Annotated in this window: 16 protein-coding genes and 1 pseudogene; 9 read left to right on the forward strand and 8 right to left on the reverse strand. The window is 62.5% G+C overall.

Annotated features, from left to right (window positions below; all coding sequences use genetic code 11):
• The first annotated feature begins 135 nt into the window (after positions 1-135).
• Complete coding sequence (locus NKJ12_RS29245) at positions 136-1,356, forward strand: anion transporter (RefSeq protein WP_352508881.1); 1,221 nt, start codon at positions 136-138, stop codon at positions 1,354-1,356.
• A 106-nt stretch (positions 1,357-1,462) separates the two neighbouring features.
• On the opposite strand, the gene NKJ12_RS29250 is transcribed toward NKJ12_RS29245, so the two are convergent.
• From NKJ12_RS29250 to NKJ12_RS29265, 4 genes are all read right to left on the reverse strand, one after another.
• Positions 1,463-1,774, reverse strand: coding sequence for a cupredoxin domain-containing protein (locus NKJ12_RS29250; RefSeq protein ID WP_352706951.1), 312 nt, complete (start codon positions 1,772-1,774; stop codon positions 1,463-1,465).
• Positions 1,775-1,788: 14 nt separating this feature from the next.
• Entirely contained in the window at positions 1,789-2,313 is a 525-nt protein-coding gene (locus NKJ12_RS29255) for a DUF4142 domain-containing protein (RefSeq protein ID WP_254820743.1), read from the reverse strand.
• Between the two features lie 104 nt (positions 2,314-2,417).
• Positions 2,418-3,089 (reverse strand): RNA polymerase sigma factor, encoded by a 672-nt coding sequence (locus tag NKJ12_RS29260; RefSeq protein ID WP_352706902.1) that lies wholly within the window; start codon positions 3,087-3,089, stop codon positions 2,418-2,420.
• 245 nt (positions 3,090-3,334) lie between these two features.
• Positions 3,335-4,504 (reverse strand): cystathionine beta-lyase, encoded by a 1,170-nt coding sequence (locus tag NKJ12_RS29265; protein WP_352706903.1) that lies wholly within the window; start codon positions 4,502-4,504, stop codon positions 3,335-3,337.
• Between the two features lie 427 nt (positions 4,505-4,931).
• Here NKJ12_RS29265 and NKJ12_RS29270 point away from each other — a divergent pair, with 427 nt between their 5' ends.
• The 5 genes from NKJ12_RS29270 to NKJ12_RS29290 all read left to right on the forward strand — a co-directional run bounded on the left by NKJ12_RS29270 (position 4,932) and on the right by NKJ12_RS29290 (position 11,362).
• Positions 4,932-5,960: an amino acid ABC transporter substrate-binding protein gene (locus NKJ12_RS29270; RefSeq protein ID WP_352649730.1), complete on the forward strand. Its 1,029-nt coding sequence runs from the start codon at positions 4,932-4,934 to the stop codon at positions 5,958-5,960.
• 63 nt (positions 5,961-6,023) lie between these two features.
• Positions 6,024-7,211: an amino acid ABC transporter permease gene (locus NKJ12_RS29275; protein WP_352706905.1), complete on the forward strand. Its 1,188-nt coding sequence runs from the start codon at positions 6,024-6,026 to the stop codon at positions 7,209-7,211.
• A gap of 4 nt (positions 7,212-7,215) precedes the next feature.
• Positions 7,216-8,373, forward strand: coding sequence for an amino acid ABC transporter permease (locus NKJ12_RS29280; RefSeq protein ID WP_352649728.1), 1,158 nt, complete (start codon positions 7,216-7,218; stop codon positions 8,371-8,373).
• Positions 8,374-8,442: 69 nt separating this feature from the next.
• Positions 8,443-9,192: an amino acid ABC transporter ATP-binding protein gene (locus NKJ12_RS29285; RefSeq protein ID WP_031212005.1), complete on the forward strand. Its 750-nt coding sequence runs from the start codon at positions 8,443-8,445 to the stop codon at positions 9,190-9,192.
• A gap of 253 nt (positions 9,193-9,445) precedes the next feature.
• Positions 9,446-11,362 carry a multicopper oxidase domain-containing protein gene (locus NKJ12_RS29290; protein WP_352706907.1) on the forward strand — a complete coding sequence of 639 codons (1,917 nt, stop codon included), beginning with the start codon at positions 9,446-9,448 and terminating at the stop codon, positions 11,360-11,362.
• Positions 11,363-11,456: 94 nt separating this feature from the next.
• Here NKJ12_RS29290 and NKJ12_RS29295 read toward each other — a convergent pair.
• Together NKJ12_RS29295 and NKJ12_RS29300 are read right to left on the reverse strand one after the other, a co-directional pair.
• Positions 11,457-12,410: pseudogene (locus tag NKJ12_RS29295) on the reverse strand (cation diffusion facilitator family transporter); the annotation flags it as partial.
• A gap of 5 nt (positions 12,411-12,415) precedes the next feature.
• Entirely contained in the window at positions 12,416-12,679 is a 264-nt protein-coding gene (locus NKJ12_RS29300; protein ID WP_023719742.1) for a metal-sensing transcriptional repressor, read from the reverse strand.
• Positions 12,680-12,783: 104 nt separating this feature from the next.
• Between NKJ12_RS29300 and NKJ12_RS29305 the strand changes: the two genes are divergently transcribed.
• Complete coding sequence (locus NKJ12_RS29305; RefSeq protein WP_352508875.1) at positions 12,784-13,455, forward strand: TIGR02117 family protein; 672 nt, start codon at positions 12,784-12,786, stop codon at positions 13,453-13,455.
• 15 nt (positions 13,456-13,470) lie between these two features.
• Here NKJ12_RS29305 and NKJ12_RS29310 read toward each other — a convergent pair whose 3' ends face one another.
• Both NKJ12_RS29310 and NKJ12_RS29315 read right to left on the reverse strand, forming a co-directional pair.
• Positions 13,471-14,703, reverse strand: a complete 1,233-nt coding sequence (locus NKJ12_RS29310) for an FAD-dependent monooxygenase (protein ID WP_352508874.1) — start codon at positions 14,701-14,703, stop codon at positions 13,471-13,473.
• A 19-nt stretch (positions 14,704-14,722) separates the two neighbouring features.
• Positions 14,723-14,968 (reverse strand): zinc-finger domain-containing protein, encoded by a 246-nt coding sequence (locus tag NKJ12_RS29315; RefSeq protein ID WP_254820632.1) that lies wholly within the window; start codon positions 14,966-14,968, stop codon positions 14,723-14,725.
• 149 nt (positions 14,969-15,117) lie between these two features.
• On the opposite strand from NKJ12_RS29315, the gene NKJ12_RS29320 reads away from it, so the two are divergent.
• Together NKJ12_RS29320 and ppx are read left to right on the forward strand one after the other, a co-directional pair.
• Positions 15,118-17,319 (forward strand): RNA degradosome polyphosphate kinase, encoded by a 2,202-nt coding sequence (locus NKJ12_RS29320; RefSeq protein ID WP_352706910.1) that lies wholly within the window; start codon positions 15,118-15,120, stop codon positions 17,317-17,319.
• On the forward strand, positions 17,319-18,851 hold the full coding sequence (ppx, locus tag NKJ12_RS29325) for an exopolyphosphatase (RefSeq protein ID WP_352690666.1): 1,533 nt from the start codon (positions 17,319-17,321) through the stop codon (positions 18,849-18,851). The genes NKJ12_RS29320 and ppx overlap by 1 nt, the downstream gene beginning before the upstream one ends.
• The last annotated feature ends 132 nt before the right edge of the window (positions 18,852-18,983 follow it).

Consider the following 18,983-nt stretch of genomic DNA (forward strand, 5'->3'; position numbering starts at 1 on the left):
GGCATCAACACCTCCCGGCAAAAACCGAAAAGTGTTACCTATGTGTCCGGTACAAATCGTCACCTATGTCTCGGGCCGCTCACACAGGTCCATTCGGGACAGGTTCACTCGCCAGTCGCATAGGATTTCCGACACATGACAGCGATGGGCGCGGCGGCGCTGCTGATCCTTGTCCTGACTTATGCCGGCGTTGCCGTCGGCAGAATACCCGGGCTGCGCCTCGACCGGGCAGGGATAGCACTGCTCGGCGGTGCGGCGATGATCGCCATCGGCGCGCTGGACATGGAAGACGCCTACCGCGCCATCAGCTTCGACACCATCACGCTTCTGCTCGGCATGATGATCGTCGTGGCGCATCTGAAAGTGTCGGGCGCCTTTCGCGCGCTCGGCGGGTTCGCCATCGAGCATGCGCATGCGCCATTCATGCTGCTGGTGATGGTGACGCTGTTGACCGGCGTCCTGTCGGCATTCCTCGTCAACGACGCTATCTGCCTGGTCATGGCGCCGATCGTCGTCCATGTCACCCGCGTCATCAACCGCAACCCGGTTCCCTATCTGATCGCCACGGCGACCGCATCCAATTGCGGCAGTGTCGCGACCATCACCGGCAATCCGCAGAACATGGTCATCGGCGCCCTGTCGGGGATTTCCTATCCGGCCTTCTCGGCGGCGCTTGCGCCGGTGGCCCTGTTCGGCCTCGTCGCCGTCATCGTCATCGTCCGTATCGTTTACCATGCCGAATTTTCGCGCAAGGCCGAGCTCAGCCCCGAAGTCTACCGAGGCCGCATGCTGCCGGGACAGGTGCTGAAGGCGGTGGTCGTCTGTATCGGTTTGGCCATCGCCTTCTTTGCCGGCGTTCCGGTTGCCAAGGCGGCGCTGATCGGCGGCGCGATTCTGTTGCTGACCCGCGCCATCAAACCTGAGCGCATCTATCGCGAGATCGATGGGCCGCTGCTGTTCATGTTCGCCGGGCTGTTCATCGTCGTCGCCGGAGCCGAGAAGACGCTGCTTACGCCCGACATCGTCGCTTCGGCAAAAGACCTTGGGCTGAATGATGTGTGGCGGCTGTCCGGCTTCACCGCGGTGCTGTCCAACATCATGAGCAATGTCCCGGCCGTGCTGGCGCTGAAGCCGTTCGTGCCCGGACTGGAAAACCCCGAGCGGGCCTGGCTGGTCGTCGCCATGAGCTCGACGCTGGCCGGCAATTTCACGTTGCTCGGCTCGGTCGCCAATCTGATCGTTGCCGAGCACGCGCGGGTCTCCGGCAAACCGCTGGGCTTCATCGCCTTCTTCAAGGTCGGCCTGCCGTTGACGCTGGTCACCCTTCTTGCCGGGACGGCATGGCTGGCGGCCTAGAAGCGCGTCGCATTCGACCGACCTCATGCGGCGCGCATTAGGCTCTTTTTCATCATGTCGTTGTCGCAAAACCGCTGCACACTTTTGCGCGGCATGCATTAGCCGGTCAGGGCGATGTCACCGTCAGATGGCCTTTCATGTTGGGATGGAAGCGGCAGAAATAATCGACCGATTCCGCCTTCTTCACCGTCAGGCTCGCCGCCTTCTTCGGCGGGATCATCACTTCCCAGGCGCCGTTGACGGTTGCCGTGTGGGCGAACACGTCCTTGTTTACCCACCTGATCGTGTCGCCGACCTTCGCCTCGATCTTCGCCGGCGAAAACACAAGCTTCTCGATCGTCACCTCGATGGTTTCGACCTTGGCCGGCGCGGCACCCATGGCCAATGCCAGAGCAACCCACAGATGCCGCCGCGACATCATTGGCTCGATCCTCACTTCAGCATGCCGGCGACGTGTTCGGCGTGCTGTTCGTGGCCCTGGAATATTTTCAGGCCGGTTTCCAGCAGGCTCTTCAGCTCGGCGTTGCTGGCGGACGGGATCAGCAGAGTTTCGAGCGCGCCATTGACCTGCTTGTGGTAGGCCACCTCGCTGGCGACATAGGCCTTGTCGAAAGCCGCACCCTTGAGCTTGGCAAGCTTGGCACGTTCCTCGGCCGCCGCCTTGGTCAGCGCCTTGCTCGTCGGATTGTCCTCAGGCGTGACCTTGAGCTTCTTGACTAGGTCGAGAGCCTGTTTGTTGACCGCCTCGTGATCTCGCACCATGTCCTTGGCGAAATCCACGACTTCCTTGTTCTTGGATTTCTTCAGCGCCTGCTTGGCCGCCTCGACGTCAAGCACGCCCGCTGTGTAGGCGATATGTGCGATCTGCGGATCGGTCGGTTTGTCGGCAGCTTGCGACGAGGGCGCTGCGCCAAGCAGGAAAATTGCGGCCAGTGCCGTGGTCGATCGAATAAACATGATGCTCTCCTTCGCCCCGACGCGGAACTGCATCGGGCTTCGTTTTCAGTGATGCTCATTGGATGCAGGACACGGGAAAACGTTCCCGCGAAAATCGCCGCGGCCTATCCGGAAAGACCAAGCCGCTGCATCACGGCATTGGTCAGCCGTTCGCAGCGCCGGCCCGCGAACGGAAAGGCGTCGAGCAGCACCGGGCCGATCTGGTCGTCCAGCGCCTTGCGCACCAGCGCGCGGGCGCGGTGCAGCCGCGTCTTGATGGTTTCTGGTCGCACGCCAAGCAGTTCGGCGGTCTCCTCGATGCTCAATCCCTCGATGACGCGCGCCACGAACACGATCCGATAGACATCGGGAAGACTGTCGGTTGCCCGTTCGACAAGCTCAAGGATCTGCCGTTGGGCCATCGTCCGCTCCGGATCGTCGCTCGGGTTGAAGGGAAACCGGATGATTTCGGCTTGCGGGTTTTCAGGCATCGCTACCATTCGCCGCCTTTTGCGCAAGCGGCCGAGGGCTTCGTTGATGACGATACGCGACAGCCATGTGGCGAGCGAGGCATCGCCGCGAAAGGCCTCGAGATGGGCAAAGGCGCTGACATAGGCCTCCTGGACGATGTCTTCGGCCTCGCTGTCGTTCCGCACAACGCCGCGGGCGATGCGGTAGAGCCTTTGGTTGTGCGTCTTGATGATGGTGCGGAATGCATCGCCATCACGTGCCAGCGCGCGGCCGACAAGCTGCATATCGCGGGAAGCGGCGGGCGTTGCCGTCAACGCAGCAGGCATGGCCGATCTCCTGATAGGCTTCTCATCGCGACATTGGATGCATCGGCCGACAAAAGGTTCCCGACCGATCCCGCCGGCCAACCTCGATCCGTTTCAAGGACTGGCAGAGACTATTCTACCGCCTTCACCACACTGCCGCCCCTGTTTTGTAGAGTCGACCGATCGGTCGCCGTGATATCGCTCAGGATCGCAATTTTTCCAGGCTGTTACGCCGATTTTCTGACTCAGTCTGGAATGGTGCTGGCTCAGGCATCAGCGGCCGCCGCCAGCCCGCGCGCCAGGTCGGCCTTCAAATCCTCGACATCCTCGAGCCCGATCTGCAGGCGCACCAGCGGCCCGTCATACGGGCCCTTGGCGACAGTACGGTCGCCCAGGAATACCGGCACGGCAAGGCTCTCATAGCCGCCCCAGGAATAGCCGAGGCCGAAAAACTTCAACGCGTCGAGGAAGGCGTGCTGCTGCTTCTGTCCGCCGCCCGCGAGAACGATCGAGAAGATGCCGCTCGATCCGCAAAAATCGCGCTTCCACATAGCGTGGTCGGGATGACTGGGCAGCCCCGGATGCAGCACCTGCGCTACGCCGGGCTGACCCTCCAGCCAGCCGGCGAGGGAAAGCGCGGTCTTTTGATGATGCTCCAGCCGCACGCCCATCGTGCGCAGGCCGCGCAGCACCTGGTAGACGTCGTCCGGTCCAGCGCAGCAGCCCATCGTGTTGAACGTCTCGCAAAGCTGATTCCAGTAAGCTGCATTGGCCGACACCGTGCCGAGCAGCACGTCGGAATGGCCGGCCGGGTATTTCGTCGCCGCGTGGATGGAGATGTCGACGCCGTGGTCGAGCGGGCGGAAGTAGAGCGGCGTCGCCCAGGTGTTGTCCATCATGACGATGGCGCCGGCGGCATGTGCTGCCTTGGCGATGGCCGGTATGTCCTGCACCTCGAAAGTGTTGGAGGCCGGCGATTCCGTGAACACCACCTTGGTGTTGGGCTTGATCAGCGCCGCGATGCCGGCGCCGATGCGCGGTTCGTAATACTCGACCTCGATGCCCAGCCGCTTCAGCATCGTGTCGGCGAAGTTGCGGGTCGGATGATAAACGGAATCGACGATCAGCAGATGATCGCCGGCCGACAGGAAGGCGAGCAGCGGCAGCGTCACCGCCGCAAGGCCGGACGGTACCGCGACCGTGCCTGCCGAACCTTCCAGCGCATCGATCGCGCTGTTCAGCGCATCGGTGGTCGGCGTGCCGCGCGTGCCGTAGGTGTATCTCTGGCTGCGTGAAGCCATCGCCGCCGCATTGGGATAGAGCACGGTCGAGGCATGCACCACCGGCGGATTGACGAAGCCGAAATAGTCATGCGGGTTGTTGCCGGAATGGGCGAGCCGCGTGTTGACGCCCATCTCGCTGCCGTCTTTTGCCATTGCTTTTCGTCCCATGGGTTGGTCGTTAGCCATAGTGCGGCGGCATTGGCCGCGCAACCGCACCGCACTCGCCAGGCCAAGGTCTTGAATATGCCAATTCAGCAATGCGCCGTAGATCCTCTGAACGGCTGCCAGGTGCGCTTGGCAAGTCACGGTCGGACTTTGCCGGCTTAATTGGCGCGCTGACCAATTTGCGAGCGCGTTTGTCTGCAATTGAGGCATTTCAGGCGGTTGGTTTTCAAAGTCTTTCGGATTTGGTCATTTCCCTTGACCTCACAGGAATAATCGCCTTCGATGTTGTTCGTGAATGGGAGGCAGCGCGTCGGTTACGATGCGCGATTCCGGTGATGGGCCGGGATTACATAGCTGCGTTCACACGGGAAAAAGTCAGGTTCGCCTGGAAAAAACAGAAAAGGGTCTGTGGGTCATGAAACACATTGCAATCGGCGTTTTGGGCGCCGCCGCGTTTGGATTCGCGGCTTCGGCTGCGTCGGCGAGCACGCTCGACGACGTCAAGGCGAAAGGCTTCATCCAGTGCGGCACCAATACGGGTCTTGCTGGCTTCGCGGCGCCTGACGACAAGGGTGAATGGAAAGGCATCGATGTGGATTTCTGCCGCGCCGTGGCGGCCGCCGTCTTCGGCGATGGCAGCAAAGTCAAGTTCACGCCGCTCAGTGCCAAGGAGCGGTTCACCGCGCTGCAGTCGGGCGAGGTCGACATCCTGTCGCGCAACACCACCTGGACCATCAACCGCGACACGGCGCTTGGCCTGAACTTCGTCGGCGTCACCTATTATGACGGTCAGGGCTTCATGATCAACGCCAAGAAGCTTCCGGGCGTGAATTCGGCACTGCAGCTTTCGGGCGCGGCGGTGTGTGTGCAGAGCGGCACCACGACCGAGCTCAACCTTGCCGACTATTTCAAGTCGAACAAGATGGAGTACAACCCCGTCGTCTTCGAAAAGCTGGATGAGGTTAACGCCGCCTATGACGCCGGCCGCTGCGACGTCTACACCACCGACCAGTCGGGTCTCTACGGCATTCGCCTGACGCTCAGCTCGCCGGCCGACCACGTCGTGCTGCCCGAGATCATCTCCAAGGAACCGCTTGGGCCGGCCGTGCGCCAGGGTGACGACCAGTGGTACCACATCGTCAAGTGGACCTATTTCGCGCTGCTCAACGCCGAGGAACTGGGCATCACCCAGGCCAATGTCGACGAGATGAAGAACTCGGACAATCCCGAGATCAAGCGCGTGCTCGGCCAGGAAGCCGACACCAAGATCGGCACCGATCTCGGCGTCTCCAATGACTGGGTCGTCAACATCGTCAAAGCCGTCGGCAATTACGGCGAGATGTTCGAACGCAATGTCGGCTCCGGCAGCCCGCTGAAGATCGCCCGCGGCATCAACGCGCTGTGGACCAAGGGTGGCCTGCAGTACGCTCCGCCGATCCGCTGATCGAAAATGGATCCGGAAGGCAGATCGTCTGCCTTCCGGTCTCTCTTTCCAGGGGACTGTCGAATGGCATCGCAGGAAGTTCTTCGCGAGGAGCCAAGCCGCGGTTCCTTCATCAATGATCCGCGCGTCCGCGGCATATTCTTTCAAGCGCTGGTCCTCGTCCTGCTGGTAGCGGGTGTCTGGTGGGTTACCCACAACGTCATCGCCAATTTGACGCGGCTGCACATCGCTTCCGGCTTCGGCTTTCTCAAGGGCCGCGCCGGTTTCGACATCAGCGAAAGCGCCATCGCTTATTCATCGGATTCGACCTATTTCCGTGCCATCCTGGTCGGCTTTATCAACACCGTGATCGTGGCCGTCGTCGGCATCATCACCGCCACCATCATCGGTTTCATCGTCGGCATCGGCCGGCTGTCGCATAACTGGCTGATCAGGAAGATCTGCACCGTTTATGTCGAGGTGTTCCGCAACATCCCCCCGCTGCTGGTCATCTTCTTCTGGTATTCCGGCGTGCTCGCCGTGCTGCCGCCGCCGCGCGAGAGCATCAATCTGCCGTTCGGCTCCTTCCTCAACCAGCGCGGCTTCTATTTTCCCCGCGCTATATGGGGCGAGGGCTCCTGGCTGATCCTGGTCGCACTGCTCCTCGGCATCGCCATGGCCTGGTTCGTGGCCCGCAAGGCGCGGCAGCGGCAGATGGCGACGGGACAGCCATTCCCGGTGTTCTGGACATCCATAGCGTTGATTGTCGGCCTGCCGCTGCTGGCCTACGCGCTGAGCGGCTTTCCGCTGAGCTTCGAATTTCCAAAGCAGTCGACCTTCAATCTCGTCGGTGGTTTTCAGGTCAGGCCCGAGTTCCTGTCCCTCTGTCTGGCGTTGTCCTGCTATACGGCCGCCTTTATCGCCGAAATCGTGCGCGCCGGCATCAGGGGCGTCAGCGCAGGCCAGACCGAGGCGGCCGCGGCACTCGGGCTGCGCTCGGGATCGATCCTCAGGCTTGTCGTCGTGCCGCAGGCGATGCGCATCGTTATTCCGCCGCTGACTAGCCAGTATCTCAACCTGACCAAGAATTCCTCGCTCGCCATCGCCATCGGCTATCCGGACCTGACAGCGACTGCCGGCACGGTCTTGAACCAGACCGGGCAGGCGGTTGAAGGCGTGGTGATCATGATGGCTGTCTATCTCGCGCTCAGCCTGATCACGTCGGCGATTATGAACGTCGTGAACGCCAGGATGGCGCTGGTGGAGAGGTAGGGACATGCAGGAACACGACATGTCCTGGGTGCGGACGGAGATGGCGCTGGCCCAACCGGCGCCATCGAGCGAGCGTGGCCTCACCGCCTGGGTCCGCAAGAATCTGATCGCATCGACCGGCGACGCCATCCTGACCATCATCGGCATCGTGCTGGTTGCCATGATCCTGCCGCAGATCGTCAATTGGGCTTTCATCAACGCCCAGTGGACGGGACCGGACCGCACGGTCTGCGCCACCGTGGCGCAGGGCGGCATCCAGCCGGACGGCTGGACCGGCGCCTGCTGGGCCTTCGTCAACGCCAAGTTCGGCCAGTTCATGTTCGGCCGCTATCCTCTGGAAGAGCGTTGGCGCCCGATCCTGGTGGCCATCCTGTTCGTGGCGCTGCTGGTGCCGCTGCTCATTCCGCGCGTACCGCGCAAGGGGCTGAACGCCATTCTTCTCTTTTTCGTACTGCCGGTCGTCGCCTTCGTTCTGCTGGTCGGCGGCATGTTCGGCCTGCCCTATGTCGAAACCCCGCTCTGGGGTGGACTGCTGGTGACACTCAGCCTGTCCTTCGTCGGCATAGCCGTGTCGCTGCCGGTCGGCATCGTGCTGGCGCTCGGCCGGCGCTCGAACATGCCGATCGTCAAGCTGCTGTGCGTGATCTTCATCGAGACGGTACGCGGCATCCCGCTGATTACGGTGCTGTTCTTTGCCAGCGTGATGCTGCCGCTGTTCCTGCCGGCCGGCGTCAGCTTCGACAAGTTCCTGCGCGCGCTGATCGGCGTGTCGCTGTTTGCCGCCGCCTACATGGCCGAAGTGGTGCGCGGCGGCCTGCAGGCGATCCCCAAAGGCCAGTATGAGGGCGCCGATTCGCTCGGCCTCAGCTACTGGCAGAAGATAGGTCTGGTCGTCATGCCGCAGGCGCTGAAGCTGGTCATTCCCGGCATCGTCAACACCTTCATCGGCATGTTCAAGGACACCAGCCTGGTCATCGTCATCTCGATGTTCGACCTCCTCGGCATCGTCAAGCAGAACTTCTCCGACGCCAGTTGGGCGACGCCGCAGACGGCCAGATCCGGCCTGGTGTTCGCGGCTTTCATCTTCTGGCTGTTCTGCTTCGGCATGTCGCGCTATTCAATGTACACGGAACGCCGTCTCGACACCGGCCACAAACGCTAAAAAGGGGACCTTGTCATGGCCATAGAAAACGCCGTCAGCGCGGAAGAGATCAAGGTCAATGCCGCCAAGATGCACATTTCCACCACCGATGTCGCCATCGACATCATCGCCATGCACAAATGGTACGGCGAATTCCATGTGCTGAAGGACATCAATCTAAAGGTGATGCGCGGCGAGCGCATCGTCATCTGCGGCCCGTCGGGCTCCGGCAAATCGACGATGATCCGCTGCATCAACCGGCTGGAGGAACACCAGAAGGGCAAGATCATCGTCGACGGCAAGGAACTGACCAACGATCTGAAGAAGATCGACGAGGTGCGCCGCGAGGTCGGCATGGTGTTCCAGCACTTCAACCTGTTCCCGCATCTGACCATTCTGGAGAATTGCACGCTGGCGCCGATCTGGGTGCGCAAGATGCCGCGCAAACAGGCCGAGGAAATCGCCATGCATTTCCTCAAGCGCGTCAAGATCCCGGAACAGGCCAACAAATATCCCGGCCAGCTTTCCGGCGGCCAGCAACAGCGCGTGGCGATCGCCCGCTCGCTGTGCATGAACCCGCGGATCATGCTGTTCGATGAGCCGACCTCGGCTCTCGACCCGGAAATGATCAAGGAAGTGCTGGAAACGATGGTCGGGCTGGCGGAGGAAGGCATGACCATGCTCTGCGTCACCCACGAGATGGGCTTTGCGCGTAAAGTCGCCAACCGTGTGATCTTCATGGACCAAGGCCAGATCGTCGAGCAGAACACGCCGGCCGAGTTCTTCGACCACCCGCGCCATGAGCGCACGAAGCTGTTCCTGTCCCAGATCCTGCACTGATCCTGTACCCCGGTTCGGACAAGAGCGGCGGATCAAGCCTCTGTCTTGCTGGCTTCGCGCGTATTCGACGAGCGCTGACCGTGCACTGCGCGAGAAGATAGCAAGCGCGCTTCAGGTCGTTCGAGTGGTCACGTTGCAACCTGGTAACTAAGGCCGGCGCGGATCATAAGCGCGCCGGCTGCGTTCATTGCCATTGGGAGTTGTATAGCGAGCCGCGTGGGCGCGTGCGGCGGCAGGTCACGGGTTCATCCTGATGCTCATCCAACCGATCGATTATTTCCTCGTCGTCTGGTTCGCGCTGGCGCTGGCTTCGACGCTTTATGTCGGCTTCGACCAATATCGCAACAATCCCGAGCCGGTGGTGATGAAATGGGGCTTCATTCTGGTCACCCTCTATATGGGTCCGCTCGGCTTGCTGCTCTACGTGCTCGCCGACAAGGAGCCCCGGCCCGGCGAGCATGAACTCTTCACCCGCCCGCTCTGGAAGCAGGGCGTCGGCTCCACCATCCACTGCGTCGCCGGCGATGCCACCGGCATCATTCTTGCCGCCGCCGTCACGGCGGCGCTCGGCCTGCCGATGTGGATCGACCTGATCGTCGAATATCTGGCCGGCTTTGCCTTCGGCCTGTTCATCTTCCAATCGCTGTTCATGAAATCGATGATGGGCGGCACCTATTGGGAGAACGTGCGCAAGAGCTTCCTGCCCGAGTTCATCTCCATGAACTTCATGATGGCCGGCATGGCGCCGGTCATGAGCTTCCTGATGATGGGCCGCGACATGCGCGCGATGGAACCGATGGAGCTGTTGTTCTGGGGCGTGATGTCGATCGGCGTCATCGCCGGTTTTGCGCTTGCCTATCCGGCCAATGTCTGGCTGGTCGCGCGGGGGCTGAAGCATGGGCTGATGACGCAGCGCGCGCAGGCAGCCGGCATCGATGGTCAGGAGCAGCCTGCGACGAGGCAACATGCGCAGATGCAAATGCAGCAGGCCGACGCCAGCGGCCATCGCGGGCAGCGCCACGATATGGCTTCCCACAAAGGCAAAGGCGGCGGCCATCACATGGAGACAGATGCCACGACGCCGCAGGTCGCTGCCCTGGGTGCCGTCTCCCTGCTGGCGCTCGCCATCGGCATGGTCGCGCCGGCGAACTGGCTGAACCTGACGCTGTCGGCACGCGACGTCGGCGGGGTGATCATGGCGCGGGGCATGATCATGGATCGCGACACGCCGGCCGACGCAATGCGCGACATGGCCGCTACCGATCCGCGCCTCGTTGCCGCCTCTTATGGTCTGTCGACAAGGGGTGACCAGGACCTGCCGTTTCGGATGGAGAACGGCATCAAGGTATTCGACCTCAGGCCTTCGGTGGTCCGCTGGCAGATCCTGCCGGATGTTGCAGTCGACGCTTATGCCTATAATGGCCAGATTCCTGGTCCGCGAATTCACATTCGCCAGGGCGATCGGGTCAGGATCAACGTCACCAACGGCCTGCCTGAGGAAACGACGGTGCATTGGCATGGCTTGATCCTGCCGAACCAGATGGATGGGCCGGCCGAGATCACGCAGGCGCCGATCGAGCCCGGCCAATCCTATTCATACGAATTCACCGCAACCCAGCACGGAACCTATTTCTACCACCCCCATGCCAAGCCGGACCGGACCCAGGCGCTCGGCCTCTACGGTGCGCTGATCATCGATCCCGCCAATCCCGCCGATGAGGTCGCGGCCGACCATGATTACGTCATCGAGCTTCAGGAATGGCTGGTGCGGGAAGGGCTGACCTACCCGTCGATGCCGATGGACGGCGGCATGCCGAATTTCTTCACCATCAACGGCAAGGCCTATCCCTCGACCGAGACGATCAAAATGAAGGTTGGCGAGACGCTCAAGGTGCGGCTCATCGGCACCAACAACGGCTTCATCCATCCGATGCATATCCATGGCGGACCGTTCGAGGTCGTTGCCCGCGACGGCGAAACGATCCCTGCCCCCGGTCGTTTCCTTGCCGATACGGTCAATGTCGGGCCGGGTCAGCGCTACGACGTGATCTGGAAGGCGCAGCGTCCGGGCAAATGGCTGATCCATTGCCACATCCCGCATCACACCACGAACAACAATGTCGAGGAGAAGGGCGGCGGCGGGCTGATGGTCGTCATCGATGTCACCTGACCGTAGCCGTCTAAAAGGGACCTTCAGTGCTCGTGGCCGTGGTTTTCGTCATGCACGTCTCGTGAGGGTGAGGATGGTCGTTCTCTCCACGTTCGGTTGAAAACCGCACATTCGCCGTAGCCAAGGCCGGCATATGCTGGGACAGTTCGTCCTTCAGCGCCGCCGCGATGTTATTCGCTTCCGACAGCGGCAGGGTTTCGTCTGCGGCAATTGCGATGTCGGCGTGCAATCTATGACCGATCCAGCGCGCCTTGGCATCGACAATGCGTGCGCCCGGAACGTGCTCGGCGGCATGTCGGATTTCATCCATCACACCGGGTTCGATTCCATCCAGCACGCGGGTCAGCACCGAGCGGGCCGATTGCCAGACGATACCGAAGATCGCAATCGTGATCAGCAGGCCGACAATCGGGTCGGCCAAGGAAAAGCCAAGCCAGACGCCGGTGGCTCCGATGACCACGGCAAGGCTGGTAAGTCCGTCGGTGCGGGCGTGATAGCCGTCGGCAATCAGTGCCGCGCTGTTGATTTCGCGGCCGACGCGGATACGGAACACGGCAACCGCCTCGTTGCCGAGGAAGCCGACAATGCCCGCCGCCGCCAGCCAGCCCAGGTGCGTCACCGCTTGTGGATTGATCAGCCTGTCGATGGCTTGGTAGGCGGCGACTACAGCGCTGAACAGGATGATGAGCACGATGATGATGCCGGCCAGATCCTCGACCCGGCCCAAGCCATAGGTGAAGGTCCGCGACGGCTTGCGCCGCGCCAGCACGAACGCAATCCATAGCGGGATCGCCGTGGTCGCATCGCCGATGTTATGGATCGTATCGGCCAGCAATGCCACGCTCCCCGACAGCACAACCACGACCATCTGCAATGCTGCGGTGATCGCCAGGATCACGAACGACCATTTGATTGCCCAGATGCCCCGATCGGTGGTGGCAATTGTCGCATCGATGACGCCATGGCTGTGGCCGTGCGGACCGTGATCGCCGTGATGATGTGCGGCGTGCGAGCCGAACCCGAGCCATTCCAGAATGCGGGCTACGATGGCATTCATAGATATTTCGCCAGCTGCTTGAGTTCCGCCAGCGAGTTGCCGCCGGTTTCGACGCTGTCCGTCAGGCAATGCTCGATGTGATCATTGATCAGCTCGCGCTTGGCGCTGCTGATGGCCCGTTCGACGGCATGAAGCTGCTGCGCCAGATCAACGCAAGGGCGATGCGCCTCGATCATCGCCAGCACCGCCGCGAGGTGGCCTTGCGCGCGCTTCAGGCGCTTTATGATGGAAGGATGCGAAGCGTGGAGGTGATCTGACATGCCTCTGCATATCCTCCCCGGGAGGATACGCGTCAAGCGCTAAGTCAGCTGTGCAATTTCCGGAGAGGCTTCACCTTGAACATTGCTTGGCCTATGCCTTCCCCATGAAGAAGCTTGCTCGTTTTCTCGACCTGCTGGTCGTTGCAGCAGTCCTTGCGGTGGCGCTGGGCACGCTGCTGCCGCGCCCGCTCTGGCCGGCGGCCGCTGCCGATCCGATCGGCGCAAGCCACCGCATCGTGGTGCTGAAAAATCCGATCCACACCGACATCGCCATCCCGGTCGACGACGATGTGCGCCGGCGCTTCCACTTCCTGGTCGATGCCGGCATTCCGGCCGACATGGCGGAGGTCCGCTACATCGTCTTCGGCTGGGGCGGCCGCGCCTTCTATCTCGAGACGCCGACCTGGTCGGAACTGAAGGCAGTGCCGGTGATGAAGGCGCTGACCGTCGATGCCTCGGTGATGCATGTCGACATTTCAGGCGAAATCGCCGAGCCGCATCCCGACGTCGCCGGCTTCGACGTAAGTGAGGAACGCTTTGCGGCGCTGCTCGATTTCATTGCAGCGAGTTTTCAGCAGGGACCGAACGGGGCCATGCCGATCGAGGATGCGGCCTACTCCCGTTTCGATCGTTTCTTCGAAGCCAATGGCCATTTCAACGCGCTGGTCGGCTGCAACACCTGGGCGGCGGCGGCACTGCGCACCGCCGGCCTGCGCACCGGCTGGTGGAACCCGCTGCCGGCCTCGCTTAGCCTGTCGATGCGGCTTTACAATTGACAAGGCTCCGATGACTTAGGACCGCCGAGCGTCCGCCCGCCAGCCATAGAGCCAGTCCAGATCAGCGGCGAGTTTTTCGGGTGAGCGCATCGCCAGGAACAGGTTGCGGGCCATCGCCACCGGCCCGGCCGCATGCCAGGCGAGGCGGTTGAGGGCGCCGCGGCGGGCGACCTGGGATACGCGCGGCCGCCGCGCCTGTTCCCAGGCGACAAGCGCGCTGCTGAGGTCGGCAGGCGAGCTGGCAACGAAACCGGCAAGGGTTACCGTGTCTTCGATCGCCATCGCCGCTCCCTGTGCGGCAAACGGCGTCATCGCATGCGCCGCATCGCCAATCAGCGCTATGCCCTCCGGCGTCGTCCACCGCCGCTGCTCGACGGTATGGATCGGCCATGCCGTCCATGGCGCGGCCTCGCTCGCCAGACGGACCAGCGCCGGCGCGGTACCGCGCATGGCGTTGGCGAGGATGGCGGGGTCGGCATGCCCCGACCAGTTCTCGGCGATGCGCTCGCCCTTGGTGAAGGCCGCGAGGTTGAAGACCGCGCCACGGCTGACCGGATAGGCGACCATATGGAAGCCTGGATAGAGGAATGCGGTAACGCAATCGGGCGCTCCGATCACCCTGAAGGCTTGTCCGGCGAGGCTGTCCGCGGCCACCGTTGCGCGCCAGGCAAGCTCGCCCGAGAAGCGGCTTCTCCGGAAATCGGCCGCCTTGCGGGCGAGCGTTTCTCGCACCGACGACCAGACGCCATCGGCTCCGACCAGCAACGATCCTTCGGCTTCGATGGTCGTGCCGGCAATCTCGACTGTTGCGGTGATGCCATTCGGTCCGGTTGCGACGCCGCCGACGCGGGCACCAGTGACAAGCTCGACCTCGGAGCGCTCGGCTATCCGCGCCATCAGCGCTGACTGCAGGTCGGCGCGGTGGGCGACGAGATAGGGTGCTCCCCAGCGCGTTTCAGCCGCCTGGCCAAGCGGTACGCGCGCCAGCTCGCGCAGCGTGACGGCATCCTTCAGCACGACCGCCTCCGGCCGCACCGCCGTCGGCAGCAGCCGATCGAGTAGGCCGAATTGTCGAAGGATGCATGTCGCGTTGGGTGAAAGCTGGATGCCGGCACCGGCAGCCTCGAGGTGCTGCGCCTGTTCGAACAGTTTTGTCCGATAGCCGCGCTCGGCGAAGGCCAGTGCCACGGTCAGTCCGGCGACGCCCGCCCCGGCGATGACCACCTGCCGGGACTGCGTTTCTCGCATCAGGCTTGTCGCGGAAGAATCAGGCGGCCTGGTCGATATAGAGGCAGCCCGGCGGCTGCGTTTCCAATGCCTTCAGCTTGGGCGAATAGCGATAGAGCGTCGAGCAATAGGGGCAGACTTTTTCATTGTCGTCGCCCATATCGAGAAATACATGCGGGTGGTCGAAAGGCGGATTGGCGCCGGTGCACATGAATTCCTTGACGCCGATGTCGATTGCCGGATAGCCCGCATCGTTCTGGAAATGGGGAATGGAACCGCCTGCCATCGTCGTCTCCTGATCTTGTCGATTGCATCTGGATCATAACCCATCTCTTTGCAAGATCGATGAAATGAAACTGTCGCAAAAGCCTGTCAGAGGATAAGTTAAGCCGGTTAAGGCTGTGGTCGTCGAACGGTGTGGGAAGAGCGGAAACCATGAACGAACTGAAGCCGGTGCAGAGCGAATTCATCACCGTCGAGGCCGCGAGCCACGAAGGCGGCAATCCCGACCGCTTCGTCAATCGCGAGTTTTCCTGGCTGCAATTCAACCGGCGCGTGCTCGAGGAATCGCTGAACGCAAATCATCCGCTGCTCGAGCGCGTGCGCTTTCTGTCGATATCGGCCGCCAACCTCGACGAGTTCTTCATGGTCCGCGTCGCCGGTCTTGCCGGCCAGGTGCGCGAGGGCATCGTGCTGAAGAGCCCGGATGGGCGCACTCCCGAGCAGCAGCTCGAACAATTGCTGCGCGAGGTCGAGCGCCTGCAGGAGGACCAGCAGAACAGCCTTTCGGCGCTGATGCTGCTGCTCGACAGACAAGGCATCGAAAGCATCACCCGCGATGCGCTGACCAAGGACGAGAAGACCTGGCTCGAGGACCATTTCCAGGAGCAGGTATTTCCGGTCCTGACCCCGCTGTCGATCGACCCGGCGCATCCGTTTCCGTTCATTCCCAATCTCGGTTTCTCGATGGCGCTGCAATTGCGCCATCGCAAGAACGGCGAGGAAATGAGCGCGCTTCTGCGCCTGCCTGTGGCGCTGAGGCGCTTCATCCGTTTGCCGGATCGCAAGCATCATGTCCGCTTCATTCCACTCGAAGAGGCGGTCAGTCTCTATATCGGCAAGCTGTTCCCCGGCTATGAGGTCAAGGGCTCCGGCACGTTCCGCATCATCCGCGACAGCGATATCGAGGTCGAGGAAGAATCAGAGGATCTGGTGCGGCTGTTCGAGACGGCGCTGAAGCGGCGACGCCGCGGCTCGGTCATCCGCATCGAGTTCGACAGGTCGATGCCGGCCGAATTGCGCGATTTCGTCGCCGGCGAGCTCGGCGTCTCGGCCAGCCGGATCAGCGTGCTCACCGGTCCGCTGGCGCTCAGCCAGATCTCGGAGATCGTCGCCGTCGCCCGCGACGATCTGAAGTTCACGCCTTACAATCCGCGCTTTCCCGAGCGCATCCGCGAGCATGGCGGCGACTGTTTTGCCGCGATCCGCGAGAAGGACATCATCGTCCACCACCCTTACGAATCCTTCGACGTGGTGGTGCAGTTTCTGCGCCAGGCAATGGCCGACCCGGAAGTGGTGGCGATCAAGCAGACGCTCTACCGCACCTCCAACGACAGCCCGATCGTACGGGCTTTGGTCGATGCGGCGGAAGCCGGCAAGTCGGTGACGGCGCTGGTCGAGCTCAAGGCGCGCTTCGACGAGGAGGCCAACATCCGCTGGGCGCGCGACCTCGAGCGCGCCGGCGTCCAGGTCGTCTTTGGCTTTCTCGAACTGAAGACCCACGCAAAGATGTCGCTGGTCGTGCGGCGCGAGGACGGCAGGCTGCGCAATTACGTGCATCTCGGCACCGGCAACTACCACCCGGTCACCGCCCGCATCTACACCGATCTGTCCTTCTTCACCACCGACCCGACAATCGCGCGCGATGTCGCCCAGTTGTTCAACTTTATCACCGGCTATGCCGAGCCGGCCGAGCAGATGCGGCTGGCCATCTCGCCGTTCACGCTGCGCGACCGCATCCTCCAGCACATTTCGGATGAGATCAGCCACGCGCTGGAGGGCAGACCGGCCCGCATCTGGATGAAGATGAACGCCTTGGTCGACCCGATCGTCATCGATGCGCTCTACGATGCCAGCCGCGCCGGCGTCGAGATCGATCTCGTCGTGCGCGGCATCTGCTGTCTGAGACCGCAGGTGCCCGGCCTATCGGAGAACATCAGGGTGAAGTCGATCGTCGGCCGCTTCCTCGAGCACAGCCGCATCTATTGCTTCGGCAACGGCCACGGCCTGCCCTCGGACGGGGCGATCGTCTACATCTCCTCGGCCGATCTGATGCCGCGCAATCTCGACCGCCGCGTCGAGACCATGGTGCCGATCACCAATCCAACTGTGCATGAGCAGGTGCTCGGCCAGATCATGCTCGGCAACATCATGGACAACCAGCAAAGTTTCGACGTATTGGCTGATGGAACCTCCCGGCGCGTCGTGCTGGAGGAGGGCGAGGAACCGTTCAACGCGCAGGAATATTTCATGACCAATCCGAGCCTGTCCGGACGGGGCGATGCGTTGAAGTCGCATGCGCCCAAGCGCATCGCGCAGTTCAAACGCCGCAAGAAACAGAACGCAGCGACGGGCTGATGATTTCAGCGTCCCAGGGCCGGCTCCAGGACCGCCGACCGCTGTCCATCATCGATATCGGGTCGAACTCGATCCGTCTTGTGATCTATGAGGGGCTGGCGCGCTCGCCGACCTTGCTGTTCAACGAAAAGATGCTGGCCGGCCTCGGCCGCGGCATCGTTTCGACCGGAAAGCTCGATCCCGAGGCGGTGACACGTTCGATGGAAGAGTTCCGCCGCTTCCGCGCGCTCTCCGACCAGGCCGGCGCCGAGCGCATGTATGTGCTGGCGACCGCCGCCGCTCGTGAGGCGGTCAACGGCCCCGACTTCATCCACCGCGCCGAGGATGTGCTCAGGACCGAGATCCAGGTGCTGAGCGGTCGCGAGGAAGCTCATTATTCGGCACTCGGCGTCATCTCCGGTTTCCATCCGGCCAACGGCATCGCCGGCGACCTTGGCGGCGGCAGCCTCGAACTGATCGATATCGACGGTGAGACGATCGGTGACGGCATCACGCTGCCGTTGGGCGGCTTGCGCCTGCAGGACATGGCGAAGAACTCGCTGGCCCAGGCGGCAAGGATCACGCGCGAGCAACTGGCGCGGGCGAAATTGCTGAAGGGCGGGCAGGGCAGGGCCTTCTACACGGTCGGCGGCACCTGGCGAAACCTCGCCCGGCTGCACATGGAAATGACCAACTACCCGCTCGGCGTCATGCACCACTACGAGATCGGCATCGAAAGCGCCGCGAACTTCCTCCGGCAGGTCGCCAAAGCCGAGATCGATAAGATCAAAGGCATCGAGGGCATCTCCAAGAACCGCCGCTCGCTGCTGCCCTATGGCGCCATCGTGCTGCAGGAGATCATGGCGGCGATGCAGCCGTCGAAGATCATCGTGTCGGCGCTGGGCGTGCGCGAGGGCTTTCTCTATTCACTGCTCGATAAGGCCGAGCAGAAGGCCGATCCGCTGATCTCGGCTGCGGAAGAGCTTGCCCGCCTGCGCTCGCGCTCGGTCGACCACGCGCATGAGCTTGTCGAATGGACCGGCAAGGCGTTCGCCGCCTTCGGCATCGACGAAACCAGGGATGAGGCGCGCTACCGCCACGCCGCCTGCCTGCTCGCCGATATCGGCTGGCGTGCCCATCCCGAATATCGCGGCAAGCAATCGCTCAACATCATCGCTCACGCCTCTTTTATTGGCGTCGACCATCCCGGCCGCGCCTTCCTGGCGCTTGTCAGCCTGTTTCGTCACGAGGGCGTGTTCAATGAAGCCGCTCCGGAAATCCGCGGGCTGGCGACACCGCGCTATCTCGAGCGCGCCCGCGTGCTGGCCGCGCTGCTGCGCGTCGTCTATTTGCTGAGCGCGGCAATGCCCGGCGTCATGCCGCGACTGAAATGGGAAAACCGCGGCAATGGCGTGCTGGCGCTGGTGCTGCCGGCAGCGCTGGCCGATCTTTACGGCGAGCGGCCGGCCGGCCGGCTGGCACAGCTGGCAAGGGTCACCAACCGCCGGCTGGTGCTGGCGGTCGAGGGCGGGCCTAGCATGTCTGTCAAATAGACGCCCGCGCTGTCGCGTCGCGACCGTTGAGGAAAGAAGGGAAACGCCGTGAAATCCAGGCAGGTTCTTCAGCTGTTGGTTGCCGGGATCTTCGTCCTCTTCGCGGGCCCGTCAATGTGAGCCGTCTCGCAA

The organism is Mesorhizobium sp. M0195 (assembly GCF_040322115.1).
Classification (GTDB): domain Bacteria; phylum Pseudomonadota; class Alphaproteobacteria; order Rhizobiales; family Rhizobiaceae; genus Mesorhizobium.